Genomic DNA, 16196 nt, shown 5'->3' on the forward strand with positions numbered 1-16196 from the left:
GCATAACCTGCGGGAATGCATGGCTGCAGGAAAGCGCAACCGCGGTGCGCCCATGCCCCTCTACAGTGCTGGCCGTGTCTGATGGAGCCCTTGCGATGCGATTGATCTCCGAGGCCGATGTGGCCGCCGTGCTCGACCCTGACAGCGCCGTCACCGCGCTGCGCGCTGCCTTCGCCCAGCACGGCCGCGGCCAGGCCCAGGTGCTGGCCCGCCACCGCGCCACGGCCACCCGCGACGGCGCGTCGCTGGCCATCAGCGCGATGGGTGCCATCCTGGATGCCGAAGGCTCGCTGCCGGCGGTGCTGGGCACCAAGGTCTACTCGGCGCGCAACGGCAAGTACTGCTTCCTCGTGAGCCTGTTCTCGGCTGACACCGGTGCCGCCCTGGCCACGCTGGAGGCCAATGAATTCACCCGGCTGCGCACGGCCGCCGCCACCGCCGTGGCGGCCGACCTGCTGGCGCTGCCGCAGGTCGAGACCTTGTCCGTGCTCGGCGCGGGCATCCAGGCGCAGGCGCATGCCGAGGCGCTGGTGCGGGTGCGATCGTTCAAGCGCCTGCTCGTGTGCGCCCGCTCGGGCGGCGAGGCCTTCGCGACCGCGCTGCAGCGCCAGCTCGGCCTGCCCGTCACCGCGGTGGATGCCGCCACCGCGGCAGGCGAGGGGGATGTGATCGTCACGGCCACGCGCTCGCCCACGCCGCTGTTCGACGGCGCACGGGTGAAGCCCGGCGCCTTCGTCGCCGCCGTCGGATCGAGCACCCAGGCGGCACGCGAACTCGACGACACGCTGCTGGGTCGCGCGGCGCTGGTCGCCGTCGAATGGTTGACGGCCGCCGAGCAGGAGGCGGGCGACTTGGTGCAGGCCGCGCCCGGCGTCGTGCCGCCCGAGAAGCTGGCCGAGCTGGGGACCTTGCTGGTGTCGCCGCGGCCACGAGGGGCGCAGGACATCGTCGTCTACAAGAGCGTCGGCATCGGCCTGGAAGACGTTGCCCTGGCCCGGCTGGTGGCCCATCGCCTCGGAGCTTGCTGATGCGTGCCTGGCTCCTCGTTGCCGCGCTGGTGCTGTCGGGTTGCGCCAGCACCCGCATGCCCGACCCGGTGCAGGCTGCGCTCGACCGCGCCGGCCTGCCCGCCGAGAGCCTGGGCTTCGTGCTGCAGCCACTGGACGGCTCGCGGCCGGCCCTCGCGCGGCGGGCGAATGAGCCGATGGCGCCGGGCTCGACGATGAAGCTCGTGACGGCCACCGTGGCGCTGGAGCAGCTCGGCATCAACCACCGCGCGCGCACCGAGCTGCTGGCTGCCGCACCGCCGGTGGCCGGCGTGATCGACGGCCCGCTCATCCTGCGTGGCGGCGCCGACCCCGACCTCGACTGGCCGGCGCTCTGGTGGCTGCTGCGCCAGCTGCGCGAGAGCGGCGTGAAGGACATCCGCGGCGGCCTGGTGGTGGACCGCACGCTGTTCAACCCGACCCGCTTCGACCTCGGCCTGCCGCCCTTCGATGAGGCGCCCGAGTTCGACTACAACGTCATCCCCGACGCGCTGCACCTCAACGGCAGCCTGCTTGATTTCGAGCTGCAGGCCACCGACCGGGGCGTGCAGGCCCGCACGATGCCTGCCGTCGCCGGGTTGGTCGTGGACGCGAGCGCCGTGACGCTGTCCTCGCGCCCCTGCAAGGACTGGGACGCGGACTGGAAGCCCGCCATCGTGCAGCCAGCCGGTGACGGGCTCGTGGTCAAGTTGCAGGGCGCGTTCCCGGCCGGCTGCCGGCAACAGGTGGCCCTGCAGCTCATCGACCGGCAGTGGCTCGTGACCCATGTGGTGCGCCAGTTCTGGGCCGAGCTGGGTGGCACGCTTGGCCGGGGCGATGCCGAGGCCCCGGCACCGGCCGGCGCCGTCGTGCTGGCCACCCACCGCGGCCGGCCGCTGGCCGAGGTGCTGCGGGGTGTGATGAAGCGCAGCGACAACGCGCTCACCCGGCTGCTCTACCTGCAGCTCGGCGCCCAGGCCGCCCAGCCGGGCGAGCCCACGCTGGCCGCGGCGGAGCGCCGGGTGCGCGCCTGGTTCGCCGCGCGCGGCGTGGCCGATGCGGGCCTGGTGATGGACAACGGCTCGGGGCTGTCGCGCGCGGAGCGCATCACCCCGGCCCAGCTCGCGGCCGTGCTGCGCGCGGGCCAGGCGGGGGCGCAGGCCCCGGAGCTGCTGTCGACCCTGCCGATTGCCGGCGTCGATGGCACCCTGTCGCGCCGGCTGAAGGACGGCCCGGCCGCAGGCCGCGCCCGGCTCAAGACCGGCACCTTGCGCGACGCGGTCGGCCTGGCCGGCTTCGTCACCGATGCCGTGGGCCGGCCGTGGGTGTTCGTGGCACTGCTGAACCACCCGGAGGCCGCCCGCAAGGGCCGGCCCGTGCTCGACGCCCTGGCCGACTGGGTGGCGGCGCAACGCTGATCGGCCTATCCTCTGCCCATTCCCCCAGGGCGTGGAGCAGACGATGAAGGCGCAGACCTTGGCGATGCTGGTGGTGATGGTGGGCGCCCACGGCGCCCAGGCGCGTGACATGCGCTTCGTCACCGAGCCCTTCCCGCCCTACACCTACGCGACCGATGGCCGCGCTGCCGGCCCGATGGTGGACGTGCTGCAGGCGGCCTGCGCGCGCCTGGCCTGGCGCTGCGACATCGAGGTCCTGCCCTGGCGACGTGCACTCGGCATGGCGCAGCGGGCCGAGGTGGAGGGCATCTTCACGGTCGTGGATTCGCCCGAGCGCCGCCAGTATTTCCATGTGTCGCCGGCGGTCATCGAAGGGCGCTACGTGCTCTTCGCGCGGGCGGGCAACGGCTTGCAGTACGCGGGTGACCCTCAGGTGCTGGCCGGCCGCACCCTCGGCGCCTATGGGCCCTCGGCCACGGCGCTCACGCTGGAGGCGCTGGTGGAGGGCGTGGCCCGGGTGCGCACCGAGATCGAACCCGACAACCGCACCGTCATGCGCAAGCTGGCTGCCGGTCGCTACGGCGAAGACGGCCTGGCCCTGGCCAACGAAGCCGTGGCGCAACTGCTGATCCGCGAAGACGGCCTGCACAGCCTCCAACCCGCCGGGCTCGTGAAGGTCTTCGGCTATTCGTTCGGCCTGTCGCGCCAGAACGTCGACCTCGCCCAGGCCCAGGCCTTCGCCAAGGTGCTCTACGAGCTGTGCCGCAGCGGCCGCACGGGCGAGCTCCTCAAACCCTACGGCCTGCCGCCGTCGCCCTGCGTCAGGTGACGGCCGGCTGCAGGAGCCGCACAGTGCCGGCGTCGGCGTCCATCTCGGCCGGCGCGCCGACGGGCACGGTCATCTTGCGCTTGATGTGGCCGATGGCGGCGCCGCGGTAGACGGGCACGTTCAGCGGGCCGAAGTAGTCGTCGAACACCTCGTCCAGCGTCAGGCTGCCGTAGCCCTCGCCGGGCTCGCACTTGGTGAAGCGGCCCAGCACCACGCCGGCCACCTGGCCGAGCGCGCCGGTCAGGCGCAGCGTGGAGAGGCAGCGGTCGATGCGGTAGATGTATTCATTGATGTCTTCCAGGAAGAGCAGGGCGCCGCGGCAGTCGGGGAAGTAGGGCGTGCCGGCGAGCGACGCGAGCACCGTGAGGTTGCCGCCCACGAGACGCCCCTGGGCCTTGCCCCCGCGCAGCGTGCTGATGCGCTCCTCGCGCACGATGAGGTCGTCGCTGGGCTTGACCACCGGGTTGCGCAGCACCGCGGCCTCGGCGTTCATGACCAGCGCGCGGAAGCTCTGCACCGAGTAGTCGTTCCACTCCGACGCGGCCACGGGGCCGTGGAAGGTGACGAGGCCGGTCTGGCGCTGGATGCCGTTGACGAGGCTGGTGAGGTCGCTGAAGCCACCGAAGAATTTGGGCCGGCGGCGGATCTGCGCATAGTCGAGCCGGTCGACGATGCGGTTGCAGCCGGAACCGCCAGTCATCGCGATCACGCCAGCCACGCTGTCGTCGGCGAACATGGCGTTGAGGTCGGCGGCGCGCTGGGCATCGGTGCCCGCGAACGGCCCGCGCCGCGCGGCCACGAACTCGCCCGGCTTGACCTTGAAGCCCAGCGCTTGCAGCGACTCGATGGCCATCTTCAGCGGTTCGCGCTCGAAGGTGGCGTTGGCCGGGCTGACCAGGCCGAGGGTGTCGCCGGGGCGAAGGCGCGGGGCATAGAGCGGTGCGGGCGCGCCCGTGGCGGCGGCGGCGCTCGCCGAGGTCGCAGCCATCAGGCCGGCAGCACTGGCCCCGAGGTGGAGAAGTTGGCGGCGGGAGGTCGTCATGGTGTCGTTTGGCAAGGGTTCGGGTGGGATGTCGGGCGCTGTTCCAATGCAGGCATGAGCTCAGATCTGTCCCCACTGCCCACCCTCGCGCCCGGTCGCTTTCGCCACTACAAGGGCGGCGAGTACGAAGTGATCGGCGTGGCCCGCCACAGCGAAACGCTGGAGCCGGTGGTCGTCTATCGGCCGCTGTACAACGACAGCGGCTGGTGGGTGCGCCCGTTCGAGATGTTCACGGGCACGCTGGAGGTCGATGGCGCGGTGCGGTCGCGGTTCGAGCGCATCACCTGACACAAGCCCCGGCCTGCGGGTGCGGGCCGTCAGTGGGAGGCGGTTGCGTGGCATGGCGGGCGCAGGTCGGGCGACTTGACCTACAGCACGCGGGGCAGGTCGCGGCGCACGGCGATGCGGTCGCCGAAGTCGAAATGCCACCACTCGGTGTTGATGCCGTGAAAGCCGGCCTCCCGCATGGCCGCGCGCAGCCAGCCGCGCTCGATGAGGTGCTGCACGCTCAACAGGCCCTGGGCCAGGTGCTCGGCTTCGTGGTCGGGGTGGGAGGCGAGCGTCATCTCGTCGAAGCCTGAGCCCATGTCGACCTCGCGGCCCGACGGGTCGAGCACGGTCAGGTCCACGGCCATGCCGTAGCTGTGGATGGAGCCACGTTCGGGCGGAGCCAGGTACATCGTGAGCGGCGTGCCCTGCAGCTCGTCCCACAGGCGCTGCTGCACGCGCTGCGGGCGGAGCGCGTCCAGCACCAGCAGGCGGTAGCCGGGGCGGTGGGCGTGCAGCCAGGCGGCGGCGTGCTCCAGGGCCTCGGCCGCCTCGCGGCGCAGCCAGGCGCAGTCGATGCCGGCATAGACCGAGTGGCCGACGAAGTTGTCGGCCGTGGCGTAGCGCAGGTCGACCGCGATGCCGTGACGCAGGGTGCTCAGCGGCCGGAAATGCGGGTGGGCCGTGATGTCTTCGATGCGGACGGGGTCGGCCATCAGGGTAGGCGAGACAGATGTTCGTGGGCAGCGGCGGTGATGAACTTCACCAGCCGGCGCGAGGCCTGGCCCAGCGGTGCGCTGGCGGCGCTGAGCAGGTAGAGCTGCACCGGCACCGCGGGCGACAGCGGTCGCACGCGCACCTTGGATGCGTCGGCGCTGGCGGCGGTGAAGGGGTCCACCAGCGTCATGCCGACGCCAGCCTCCACCAGCGCACGGGCGAGTTGGTAGGTCTGCACGGTGATGCGGCTGGCCAGCGGTTGGCCGAGCGCCTCGCCTGCGTGATGCAGCAGGCCGGCCAGCGGATCGTCGCTCTGCAGGCCGACGATCTCGGTGCTGATGTCGGCCAGGCCGAGCGGGCCTTCGCCCTTGGCCTCAGGACTGCCCAGGGGGCACAGCGCGACCATCATGCCCGCGGCGATGACCTCGGCCTTGATGCCGGGGTGGCGCGGGTCCTGCAGCGACAAGGCCAGGTCGGCCTCGCCCAGCAGCAGGGCCGACACGATCTCGCGCGTGTGGTGGGTGGCCAGCGAGCAGTTGGCGTTCGGGTAGGCCTTGCACCAGGGCGTCATGGCCGCGGGCACGATGGCCATCGCCAGCGCCGGCGTGGCGACCAGCCGCACCTGTTCGCTTTCGCCGCTCTTCAGGTTGGCAGCCAGGCGCCGGATGCCGACGAGGTCGCGGTTGAGCTTGTCGATCTCCACGAACAGGCGCTGCGCCTCGGGCGTGGGGTAGAGCTTGCCGCGCACGCGGTCGAACAGCGGCATGCCCAGCTGCAGCTCGCAGTGCTGCAGCACCTTGGTCACGGCGGGTTGCGAGATGTGCAGCAGTTGCGCGGCGCCACTGATGGTGCCGGCCTGCATGATGGCGTGGAAGACCTCGATGTGCCTCAAACGCATCGTGCGCTCCCCAGCTGATGGAAGCCGCCACAGAGGCACAGAGGCACAGAGGAGCTCAGTCGAAGCGCAAAGACAGCGTCTCTGTGTCTCTGTGCCTCTGTGGCCGTGTTGAGCGACCTCATTTCCTGTACACCCCTTCGAAGTCCACGCTGCCATTCGGTGCCATCTTGAAGCCCACCACGTCCTTGCGGATGGGGATGTAGACGGTGGAGTGGGCCATCGTGATCCAGGGGCGTTCGCGCTTGAAGATGTCCTGGGCCTTCTCGATCATCGCCAGGCGCTTGGGCGTGTCGGTCGTGGCGCGGGCTTCGTCGATGAGCTTCTCGAACTCGGCGTTGCAGAACTTGATGCCGCCCCGGCTGTTGGCGCAGCTCAGGTTGGGCGTGAGGAAGTCGTCCGCATCGCCCGTCTCGCCGCTCCAGCCGCTCATGTAGACGTTGTGCTCGCCGTTGTTGGCGCGTTTGAGGTACTCGCCCCACTCGTAGGTCTTGATGGTGGCCTTCACGCCGATCTTGGCCCAGTCCTGCTGGATGAGCTGGGCCATGAGTTGGCCATTGGGATTGGTCGGGCGCTGCACCGGCAGGGCCCAGAGGTCGATCTCGAAGCCGTTGGGGAAGCCGGCCTTGGCCAGCAGGGCCTTGGCCTTGGCGGGGTCGAACTCGTTCTTCAGCTTCTTGTTGTAGCCGGGGACAGCGGGCGGGAAGGCGCTCACCGCCTGCATCGCATCGCCGCGCGGGAACAGCGCCTTGAAGATGGCATCCCGGTCGATGGCGATGTCCAGCGCCTCGCGCACCTCACGCTTGTCGGTGGGCGGCTTCTTCATGTTGAAGCTCAGGTAGGAGATGTTCAGCGCCTGGATCTTCTCGATGCTGATGTTGGGGTTGTTGGCGAGGCTGGCGACGTCGACATCGCGCAGCGCTGCCGTCACATGGCATTCGCCGGCCGCGATCTTCTGCACGCGGACATTGGGCTCGCGACTGATGCTGAACACCAGGTTGGTGGTGGGCTGCTTGCCGCCCCAGTAGTCGGGGTTGGCGGTCATGCGCAGCACGTCGTCCTTGGCGTAGCTCTTGAATTGGAACGGTCCCGTGCCCACCGGCTGCACGTTGATCTGGCTGGCCTGGCCGGATTTCAGCAACTGCGCGGCGTACTCAGCCGACTGGATGCCGGCCCAGGCGAAGGCGAAGTTGGCGATGAAGGTCACGTTGGGCTGCTTCAAGCGGAAGCGCACCGTCATGTCGTCGACCTTGTCGATGCCGTCGATGGCCTTGGCCAGGCCCAGGTTCTGCGGGTAGATGAAGCTCGCCGGAAACGCCTTGTTGAACGGGTGGTTGGGGTCGATGAAGCGGCTGAAGGTGAACACCACGTCATCCGCGTTGAGCGTGCGCGTGGGCTTGAACCACGCGGTGCTGTGGAACTTCACGCCCGGGCGCAGCTTGAAGGTGAAGCTCTTGGCGTCGGGCGAGATCTCGTAGCTCACCGCCAGCTTGGGCACCAGCTCGGTGGTCGGCCGCTTGAAGCCGAGCAGCCCGTCGAACATCTGGGCACCGACGGTGTTGGTGCTGGCGCTGTCCCACATGCCGGGATCGAAACCCTCGGGGCTGGCGTCAGCGCAGTAGATCAGCGGCTTGCCCTGGGCCAGGGTCAGGGCGGGCGCCAGGGCCAGGAGGGCGGCGGACAGCAGCGGGGCGGCAAGCTTCATGGGGCGGGCAGGGCGAGGCAGGAAACGGACATTGTTGAAAGGCGGGGCCGCCGTCGCAAAGCTGCGAGACGGCGGTCACCCATAACGAAAGCTTATACGTGTTGGCGGGCCACAATCCTCGGCATGTGGAACGGCTTTGAAACCCTGTCCTTCACTCGCGACGGCGTGCAGCTGTTCGCCCGCCAGGGTGGCCCTCGCGGCGCCTCCGGGGCGGCCGGCCTGCCGCTGCTGCTGCTGCATGGCCACCCGCAGACCATGGCCATGTGGCACCGCGTGGCGCCGGCGCTGGCCGAGCGGCACCCGGTCGTGCTGATGGACTTGCGCGGCTATGGCGACAGCGACCGCCCGCCGGCCGGCGAAGGCAGCGCCGCCTATGCCAAGCGCGAGATGGCGCGCGATGCCGTCGGCCTGATGCGCCACCTCGGCCATGACCGCTTCGGCGTTCTGGCGCATGACCGCGGCGCCCGTGTGGCGCACCGGCTGGCGCTGGATCACCCCGAGGCCGTGGATCGCCTGCTGCTGCTGGACATCGCGCCCACGCTGGCCATGTACGAGGGCACGACCGAGGCTTTTGCCCGTGCCTACTGGCACTGGTTCTTTCTGATCCAGCCGGCGCCTTTGCCCGAGCGACTGATCGAGGCTGACCCGCTGGCCTACCTGCGCGATGGCATGGGCCGGCGCGGCGGCGTGTTCTTTGACCCGCGGGCGTGGGCCGAGTACGAGCGCTGCATCCAGCGCGCCGGCTCAGCGGCGGGCATCTGCGCCGACTACCGCGCCAGCGCCGGCATCGACCTGGATCACGACCGCGCTGACCGCGCTGCCGGCCGGCGGGTCCGCGCCCCGTTGCGCGTGCTGTGGGGTGCAAGCGGCGTCGTGGGCCGCTGCTTCGACCCGCTGGCGCTGTGGCGTGCCGCGGCGGACGACGTCAGCGGCCGGGCCGTGGACAGCGGGCACTACATCGCCGAGCAGGCGCCAGCCGAGGTGCTGGCCGAAGCCGCCGAATTCTTTGGAGATACGTGATGCAGAAGATTGCGGTGCTGGCCGGTGACGGCATCGGCCAGGAAGTGATGCCCGAGGGCCTGCGCGTGCTGCGCGCGGTGGCGGAGCGGTTCGGTCTGCCTTTGCGCTTTGACGAGTTCGACTTCGCCAACTGCCGCTACTACGAGCAGCACGGCCAGATGATGCCCAGCGACTGGAAGGACCAGATCGGCGGGCATGACGCCATCTTCTACGGTGCGGTGGGCTGGCCGGCGACGGTGCCCGACCATGTCAGCCTGTGGGGCTCGCTGCTGCAGTTCCGCCGCGAGTTCGACCAGTACGTGAACCTGCGCCCTGCTCGCCTGATGCCGGGCGTGCGCTCGCCGCTGGCGGGACGCCAGCCGGGCGACATCGACATGTGGATCGTGCGCGAGAACACCGAGGGCGAGTACTCCTCGGTCGGCGGGCGCATGTACCCGGGCACCGAGCGGGAGATCGTGCTGCAGGAGACCGTGATGAGCCGCGTCGGCGTGGACCGCGTGCTGCGCTTCGCGTTCGAGCTGGCCGCCTCACGCCCGCGCGCCCGGCTGACCTCGGCCACCAAGAGCAACGGCATTGCCATCACCATGCCCTACTGGGACGAGCGCGTGGAGGCCATGGCGGCGCAGTTCCCGCAGGTCACGGTGGACAAGTTCCACATCGACATCCTGTGCGCGCACTTCGTGCAGCGCCCCCAGCATTTCGACGTGGTGGTGGCCAGCAACCTGTTCGGCGACATCCTGTCCGACCTCGGGCCCGCCTGCACCGGCACCATTGCGATTGCGCCGTCGGCCAACCTCAACCCGACGCGCCAGTGGCCGAGCCTGTTCGAGCCGGTGCATGGCTCGGCGCCTGACATTGCTGGCAAAGGCATCGCCAACCCCATCGGTCAGATCTGGTCGGGCGCCATGATGCTCGACTTCCTCGGCCACCGTACCGCCCACGATGCCATCATGGCCGCCATCGAGGCCGTGCTGGCCGACCCCGCTGCACCCAAGACCCGCGACCTGGGTGGCAGGGCGTCTTGCACCGAGCTTGGACAGGCCATTGCCGAGGCTGCGAAAATCGCCTGACCATGAAGCCCATCGCCTACACCCGCGCCCAGAGCCTGCCTGCCCTGCTGCAGAGCCGCATCGCCATCCTCGACGGCGCCATGGGCACCATGATCCAGCGCTACAAGCTCACCGAGGCCGACTACCGCGGCGAGCGCTTCAAGGACCACCCGAAAGACCTCAAGGGCAACAACGAGCTGCTGATGTTCACGCGGCCCGACGTGCTCAGCGAGATCCACGAGCAATACCTTGCCGCAGGCGCCGACCTCATCGAGACCAACACCTTCGGCGCCACCTCGGTCGCCCAGGAAGACTACGGCCTGGCCGAGCTCGCGTATGAGATGAACGTCGAGGCGGCCAAGCTGGCCCGCGCAGCCTGTGACAAGTACTCGACGCCCGACAAACCCCGCTACGTCGCGGGCGCCCTCGGCCCGACGCCTCGCACCGCGTCCATCAGCCCGGACGTCAACGACCCCGGCGCACGCAACATCGACTTCGACACCCTGCGCGCCGCCTACTACGAGCAGGCCAGGGGCTTGCTGGACGGCGGCTGTGACCTGTTCCTGGTCGAGACCATCTTCGACACCTTGAACGCCAAGGCCGCCATCTTCGCGCTCGACGAGCTGATGGAAGCCACCGGCGAGCGCCTGCCCGTCATCATCTCGGGCACCGTGACCGACGCCTCCGGCCGCATCCTGTCGGGCCAGACGGTGACGGCTTTCTGGCATTCGGTACGCCATGCGCGGCCCATCGCCATCGGCCTGAACTGCGCGCTGGGCGCCACGCTGATGCGGCCCTACATCGAAGAGCTGAGCAAGGTCGCGGGCGAGGTGGCGGTGAGCTGCTACCCCAACGCCGGCCTGCCCAACCCGATGAGCGACACCGGCTTCGACGAGACGCCCGACGTGACCGCCCGCCTGGTGGGCGAGTTCGCCAAGGCCGGCTTCCTGAACATCGCCGGCGGCTGCTGCGGCACCACGCCAGACCACATCGCCGCCATCGCCAAGGCCGTGTCGCCCTACAAGCCGCGGGTGAGTGGCGAGAAGTTCTTCAGCCAGATGCTGGACGCGGCCTGAACAGTGACTGTCGCGGCATGAAAAAAGCGCGGCCCTGAGCCGCGCTTTTGCGTTGGACGCTGGCCGCTGGACCGCGGCCGGTGCCGTTTACCAGCCGATGTCCTTGAACAGCTGGAACGTCAGGTCTTGCGGCGGGATCACGGACTGTGTCAGGTCGTTGCTGATGTTGGGCTCCATCAGCTGGTTGCGGAACGCCGTGCGATCGAAGTGCGAGACCGAAGAGCCGCTGATGAACGGATTGGGTGCGTACATCAGCGCGCGGTTCAGGCTGTCTGCGCCGGCATAGCGGGCGCCGGCATTGCGCCCGATCGACGCGAACACCCCCGTGCCGGTGCGCGTGCGCTTGGACAGCTGGGTGCGCAACACACTCGCATCGCTCAGGAACAGGCGTGCGGCCGGGATGGTGATGGTCTTGTCCCAGCCCCCCAGCGGCGAAGGCTGCACGGCGTTCTCGCTGACCGTGTCGCCGATCAGCACCGCCTTGGCACCGGCGTTCTGCGCGTTCTTGGTCTTGATGGCGACCGTGCAACCGCCCAGCGTGAGGAAGACCACGCGGCCATTCGCTGCGGCTGCATTGGTCGCGTTGAAAGGCTCGCAGCCCTCGCCGGCGCCGGTGGTCTGCTCGAGGATGGGCATCACCTCGGCGTAGACCGGGCTCGTGCCGATGGCTGGCCCGAAATCGGCTTCACCGACCCGCACCGTGCGCCCGGCCAGCGAGCCGGCGTTGACGCCGCTGAAGGCAGCACCCGCCAGTCCGAAGCTCAGCACGTTGGGCACATTGGCCGTCACGTTCGCGCCGGTCCACACCAGGCCGTCACGGCTGATGGCCGACGCGACGCGCTGGGCGTTGGTCATGCTGCCGTCGGCCCAGGTCTTGCCGTCCGCCACGCTGAACAGGAAACGGTCCCAGATGGAGGGAAAGCCGCCGTTGAAGGCGCCGCTCGTGCCGCTCGTGAAGGTCTGGAAGCCCAGGCCGTGACCCAGTTCGTGGATCAGCACGGGCACGAAGTCGATGTCCGTGCCGTGGTTGCCGTCCAGGCCGAGGTACCAGCCCCGACCCGGCAGGCAGTTGGCGTTCAGGCCCAGCTCGGAGTTGAAGTTGGCCGTGATCTGGCCGGCGTTGAGGGTGCCGAGATAGGTGCCTGAAAGCTTGTTGGCCAGGGCGTAGGCGTACCAGGTGTTGGTGAAGGGCGCATTCGCGAAGTTGCGGAAGATGCTCGTGGCGCCGGCGCTGCCCAGCGTGGCTGATGTGGCCGTGCAGGCCAGCGGCGTCATGCGTGCGTTGATGACGATCACCACGTTGCTGGTCAGCGTCGCGCCCCAGATATTGGCCGCGTGCGTGAAGGCGTTCAGCCGTTGCTGGCCGAGCGTGGTGCCGGGATTGCCGCCCACCGGCGTGGCCGGCGTCGGGTCGTTGAAGCCCACGCCCGCGGCGTTGATGTTGTTGATGACGATGGTCGCCGCCGCCTGGGCCTGGCTGACCAGGCCGAGGACGGTGGCGCCAGTCACGAGGGCGCCGACGGCGAGGCGCTGGAGTCGTTGGCAGGTCTTAATCATGGTTATGCCCCTCGTGTCCCTTGGCGGTCGACTTGCGGGCTTCACGCTTGGCGGCCGGTGTGCCCTTGCCGCTGCCCTGCACCCAGGCGCCGGCCTGCTTGGCCGGCAGGCAGGCCGAGGTCAGGGAGCCATCGGCATTCAGGCGAACGACTGAGGCCATGTGGGAATCCTCGCCCAGCGGCATCTCCACGGTGCCGTCCGGATGAACGATCTCGGTCGGGGCGGCCGTTGCGGTGGCGATGCGCGGGCCCCGGGCACGCTGCTGCGCCGCTTCGGCACGCTTCATCGCGTTGACCTCGGCGGCCGTGGGGGCGCGGAGTTCCCCCGTCGCCGGGTCACGAACCACCCGCATCGCTTCACCCGCCTGCGCGGCCAGCGGCGCGGCCATGCCCAGGGTCAGTGCGATGAACAGGGGCGTCAGGCGCCGCCCTCTGTTCTCGTGACGCAACTTCTTCGGATCAGTTTGCATTGCAGCTTCTTCCTCATGAAAAAAAGCGCCCGGACGACGGACACGGTGAACAGACAAGCGCCCTGTACGGCTTCACCGGTTGTACGGAGGCCGGTCTGGCGGGAACACTCGCACTTGCCCTGCATGCCCCCTGGATGCGGGGTTAGTCACCTACCAATGAAGTAGGCGTGGCCGCGGCGTACAGGCTGGCGGGCCTGCAGCCTGTCAGAAACAAAAAAGGTGGCGCGCGGCCACCTTGGTCATGCTCAGCCTGCCTTCAGCGCGTGCGCCGACGGGCAGCCGCGGCGCCGAGCAGGCCCACGCCGACCAGCCCCGCCGAGACGGGCTCGGGCACGCTGTTGACGGTGACGGCGTCGATGCCGGCATAGTTGCCTGCGGTGAGCACATCGGCCACGTAATAGCGGAAAGCGAAGCGCAGCGAATTGGGTCCCGACAGGAAGTCCAGGCTCTCGCTTTGGATCGCCCAGCCGGTGTCCACATCGGAGGCGTAGGTGTTCAGCAGAATGAAGTCGGCGAGGTTGGTGCTGCTGCCCGAGAGGCTGTAGTACACCTCGACGGTGTCCAGGAAGCCTTCACCCACCAGGCGCAGGGCGAAGTCGAGGCGGGCTCGGCTGGTCAGGTTGACGACCGGCGTGAACAGCCAGTTGCTGACGGTGCCCCCGTCGGGGTCGGTGTTGTAGAAATTGGCGCCGATATGCGAGCCGGCTGCGCCGTCATACGAACCACTGATCGGATTGCCCTGGAACCACGACGTGACGCCGACCGGCGTGCTGAGGTTGTTGATCGCCCATCCCTTGGCGGCCAGGGTCTCGACGTCGTCAAAACCTTCAGAGAGCACCACATCGGCCATGCTGGCAGTGGACGCGGCCACGGCAAGAACGCCGGCGAGCCATTTGCTGATCTTCATTGTCGGTCCTTGTAGTAGGGCATGAAGGAATCACCAACGGCACGCCCAACTCCCGCCTGCTCGCCGGTCCTGCGGCCCAGGATAGGCACGCCCCATCGGCATGCCTACCCTTCAACTGCGGGGTCAGGGCGTGCGCCCGTCGGACAAACGCTAGGAAGGCTGCGATCTTCAGGGGCTTACCCTGAGTTGCGCAGCGGCGTCGGGCGGCGACGGCCTCGGATGGGGGTCATGCCGATCGCCGCCCCAGCCAGCGCAGCACCATCCACAGATTCACGAAGCTGCCGAGGGCGGGCAGTGCCGCGAGCACGGTGGCCAGCGTGCGGGTAGCGCCCTTGACGCCGACCGAGGGGCCGACCTTGAAGACACCGACCGCGCCAATCAGGGACAGCGCCCACGACAACCCCACGAAGCGCTGGCCGCGCATGTTCAGGACCAGCAGCACGATGACAGCGGCGGCGCCCACCAGCAAGGCCACGTGGCCCAGCCCGAAGCCCGCGGCCGGGCGTTCGGCATCGGGCGCGGCATCGGGAGACGCCGGCTGGCGCCCGGCGTTCGGGCCGTGCTTGAAGCGTTCCACGCCGGTGTCCGCCTGCCCGGCCAGCACCTTGCGCCGACGGGCCGACAGCAGCGCTACCAACTGGCCCGGTTCGCTCAGTTGGGCGGCCAGCGCGGTGGACTCGGCCAGGCTGCCCGCCATCACGCCCGCCTGGCGAGCCTCGGCCACGCCGCGCTTCTGGGCCAGCATCATCAGCGCGTTGGACGCGATGAAATCCTGCGGCAGGTCGTCGCCCTGCCGGTAAGCCAGGGCCAGGAAATAGGCCGCCTGCCCGTGCCCGCCTTCGGCCGCGAGGGCGAACCAGCGCAGGCGCTGCTTGGCGTCCTTCGGCCGGCCGTCGCCGTTCTGGTAGCAGACGCCCAGGTTGAAAGCGGCCTGCGCGAGGCCGGCCTGCGCGGCCTTTTCGAAGCAGTCGGCCGCGCGCTTGAAGTCCTGCGGCACATGCGCGCCGGTGATGTATTCGGCGCCGAGCTCGAACCAGGCGTCGCGGTCGCCCTGTTCGGCGCGCCGCTGCAGCGCGGCGAGGTCGGGTGCCGGGCCGGGCGGTGGCGACGCTGGCGGCGGGGGTGAAGGTGGCGGTGGGTCGCCCACGAGGCTCAACTCAGGCGTCTGGCGGCTCTGGCGCCAGGCGGCCAGCCGCCGGTCCAGCACGGGCTTGATCAGGTCAAAGTTGGCCCAGGTGTCGGGCACGCTGCAGATGTCGTCCGCATCGTGGCCGGTGCTCGGGATCTGGCTGTCGAACACCCGCGCGTAGTCGTGGTGGTACTGCTTGTCGTAGTAGACCGCCGCAAACGCATTGCCCTCGGCGTTGAGGTCGGCATCGGTGAGCTTGCCATCGCATTGGTCCGACAGCATCTGCCCGCCCGTCTTGCGGCGCGCGAGCACGGCCTGGACGTCAGCCGCCCAGCGACCGCCGCGCTCGTCCTGCCGAGCCAGGCCGGCGTGCACGGCCCAGGCCAGGAACATGCCGATGTGGGTGTTGGCGGCTTCGTTGTCGAGATCGGTCTCGAAATTGAGGAAGTAGTACTCCGAGTCGTCGTATTTCATGCGTGAGCGCAGGTCGGGGCCGAGAGTGCGCCGCAGTCTCGCCGCAAAGAAGCCATGGCTGAAGGTGATTGTTGACATGCGAATTCAAATGAATACATTTGCGTTCGTGTGAACTCATTTGAAGGCGGTGCCGCATGGCGACGCAAGCGATCACGATGGAGCCGCTGTCGGCGCGCATCCCGAGTGACCTCTACCTCTGGCTGGCGCAGCTGCAAGTCGAGGGCGCGACCACCAACAGCGACAAGTTGCGCGTGCTGCTGGGCCAGCTCAAGCGCCAGCATGACGGCGCGTTCGACTATGTGGCCGCCCACGGCTGGGCGCGCGAGCTGACGCATCGGCTGCGCGAGGCGCTGGTGCGCATCGAGGGCCAGGAGGGGCGGCATTCCGAGGTGCTGGGCCAACTGGTGGAGCAGATCACCACGCTGATGGCGCTGGTCATCAGCGCCGCACCGGCCAACGCCGCCGAGGCCGGTCGGCTGGAAGACGCCTTGGTGCGCCGGGCCGCGCTGCTGGGTGAGTCCCTGCTGCGCCAGGCCACCACCGGCGCGGCCCATGCGTTCGACCCCGAGGTGGTGCATCGCCATCTCGGCCCCACCGTCGAGCTCGCCTCGACCCTCAACGCCCAACAAGGAGGCTGA

At 69.3% G+C, this 16196-nt stretch carries 16 protein-coding genes; 8 read left to right on the forward strand and 8 right to left on the reverse strand.

Annotation, left to right across the window (positions count from 1 at the left end; all coding sequences use genetic code 11):
- Positions 1-95: 95 nt before the first annotated feature.
- Genes CDO81_RS20410 through CDO81_RS20420 form a run of 3 tightly spaced genes read left to right on the forward strand, consistent with a single transcriptional unit; the run spans position 96 to position 3251 of the window.
- Positions 96-1028 (forward strand): ornithine cyclodeaminase family protein, encoded by a 933-nt coding sequence (locus tag CDO81_RS20410; protein ID WP_088485084.1) that lies wholly within the window; start codon positions 96-98, stop codon positions 1026-1028.
- Complete coding sequence (dacB, locus tag CDO81_RS20415; protein WP_088485085.1) at positions 1028-2443, forward strand: D-alanyl-D-alanine carboxypeptidase/D-alanyl-D-alanine endopeptidase; 1416 nt, start codon at positions 1028-1030, stop codon at positions 2441-2443. Before CDO81_RS20410 ends, dacB begins: the two co-directional genes overlap by 1 nt.
- Positions 2444-2486: 43 nt before the next feature.
- Positions 2487-3251 carry a substrate-binding periplasmic protein gene (locus CDO81_RS20420; protein WP_088485086.1) on the forward strand — a complete coding sequence of 255 codons (765 nt, stop codon included), beginning with the start codon at positions 2487-2489 and terminating at the stop codon, positions 3249-3251.
- On the opposite strand, the gene CDO81_RS20425 is transcribed toward CDO81_RS20420, so the two are convergent.
- Positions 3244-4293: a S66 peptidase family protein gene (locus tag CDO81_RS20425; RefSeq protein WP_088485087.1), complete on the reverse strand. Its 1050-nt coding sequence runs from the start codon at positions 4291-4293 to the stop codon at positions 3244-3246. The two genes, CDO81_RS20420 and CDO81_RS20425, sit on opposite strands and share 8 nt — an antisense overlap.
- Positions 4294-4347: 54 nt before the next feature.
- Here CDO81_RS20425 and CDO81_RS20430 point away from each other — a divergent pair, with 54 nt between their 5' ends.
- Complete coding sequence (locus tag CDO81_RS20430; protein WP_088485088.1) at positions 4348-4581, forward strand: DUF1653 domain-containing protein; 234 nt, start codon at positions 4348-4350, stop codon at positions 4579-4581.
- An 80-nt stretch (positions 4582-4661) separates the two neighbouring features.
- Here CDO81_RS20430 and CDO81_RS20435 read toward each other — a convergent pair whose 3' ends face one another.
- The 3 genes from CDO81_RS20435 to CDO81_RS20445 form a co-directional block, all read right to left on the reverse strand.
- A complete protein-coding gene (locus CDO81_RS20435; protein ID WP_088485089.1) occupies positions 4662-5276 on the reverse strand; it encodes a M15 family metallopeptidase in 615 nt (204 codons plus the stop codon).
- Entirely contained in the window at positions 5276-6175 is a 900-nt protein-coding gene (locus CDO81_RS20440) for a LysR family transcriptional regulator (protein ID WP_088485090.1), read from the reverse strand. Before CDO81_RS20440 ends, CDO81_RS20435 begins: the two co-directional genes overlap by 1 nt.
- Before the next feature lie 118 nt (positions 6176-6293).
- On the reverse strand, positions 6294-7877 hold the full coding sequence (locus tag CDO81_RS20445; protein WP_088485091.1) for an ABC transporter substrate-binding protein: 1584 nt from the start codon (positions 7875-7877) through the stop codon (positions 6294-6296).
- Positions 7878-8000: 123 nt separating this feature from the next.
- Here CDO81_RS20445 and CDO81_RS20450 point away from each other — a divergent pair, with 123 nt between their 5' ends.
- From CDO81_RS20450 to CDO81_RS20460, 3 genes are read left to right on the forward strand one after another with little or no spacing between them, the layout of a single operon-like run.
- Positions 8001-8897: an alpha/beta fold hydrolase gene (locus tag CDO81_RS20450; RefSeq protein WP_088485092.1), complete on the forward strand. Its 897-nt coding sequence runs from the start codon at positions 8001-8003 to the stop codon at positions 8895-8897.
- Entirely contained in the window at positions 8897-9967 is a 1071-nt protein-coding gene (locus tag CDO81_RS20455) for a tartrate dehydrogenase (RefSeq protein ID WP_088485093.1), read from the forward strand. Before CDO81_RS20450 ends, CDO81_RS20455 begins: the two co-directional genes overlap by 1 nt.
- Before the next feature lie 2 nt (positions 9968-9969).
- Entirely contained in the window at positions 9970-11022 is a 1053-nt protein-coding gene (locus tag CDO81_RS20460; RefSeq protein WP_088485094.1) for a homocysteine S-methyltransferase family protein, read from the forward strand.
- Positions 11023-11109: 87 nt separating this feature from the next.
- On the opposite strand, the gene CDO81_RS20465 is transcribed toward CDO81_RS20460, so the two are convergent.
- The 4 genes from CDO81_RS20465 to CDO81_RS20480 form a co-directional block, all read right to left on the reverse strand.
- A complete protein-coding gene (locus tag CDO81_RS20465) occupies positions 11110-12579 on the reverse strand; it encodes a PA domain-containing protein (RefSeq protein ID WP_088485095.1) in 1470 nt (489 codons plus the stop codon).
- Complete coding sequence (locus CDO81_RS20470) at positions 12572-13048, reverse strand: post-PEP-CTERM-1 domain-containing protein (RefSeq protein ID WP_088485096.1); 477 nt, start codon at positions 13046-13048, stop codon at positions 12572-12574. The genes CDO81_RS20465 and CDO81_RS20470 overlap by 8 nt, the downstream gene beginning before the upstream one ends.
- Before the next feature lie 256 nt (positions 13049-13304).
- Positions 13305-13955 carry a choice-of-anchor J family PEP-CTERM protein gene (locus tag CDO81_RS20475; RefSeq protein ID WP_088485097.1) on the reverse strand — a complete coding sequence of 217 codons (651 nt, stop codon included), beginning with the start codon at positions 13953-13955 and terminating at the stop codon, positions 13305-13307.
- Positions 13956-14181: 226 nt separating this feature from the next.
- The gene (locus CDO81_RS20480) at positions 14182-15636 is read right to left on the reverse strand and encodes a tetratricopeptide repeat protein (RefSeq protein ID WP_088485098.1); all 1455 of its coding nucleotides are present in this window, start codon (positions 15634-15636) and stop codon (positions 14182-14184) included.
- A 56-nt stretch (positions 15637-15692) separates the two neighbouring features.
- Between CDO81_RS20480 and CDO81_RS20485 the strand changes: the two genes are divergently transcribed.
- Positions 15693-16196, forward strand: a complete 504-nt coding sequence (locus CDO81_RS20485; RefSeq protein WP_088485099.1) for a hypothetical protein — start codon at positions 15693-15695, stop codon at positions 16194-16196.

The sequence above is a fragment of the Roseateles puraquae genome, from assembly GCF_002205845.1.
Lineage (GTDB): Bacteria > Pseudomonadota > Gammaproteobacteria > Burkholderiales > Burkholderiaceae_C > Pelomonas > Pelomonas puraquae.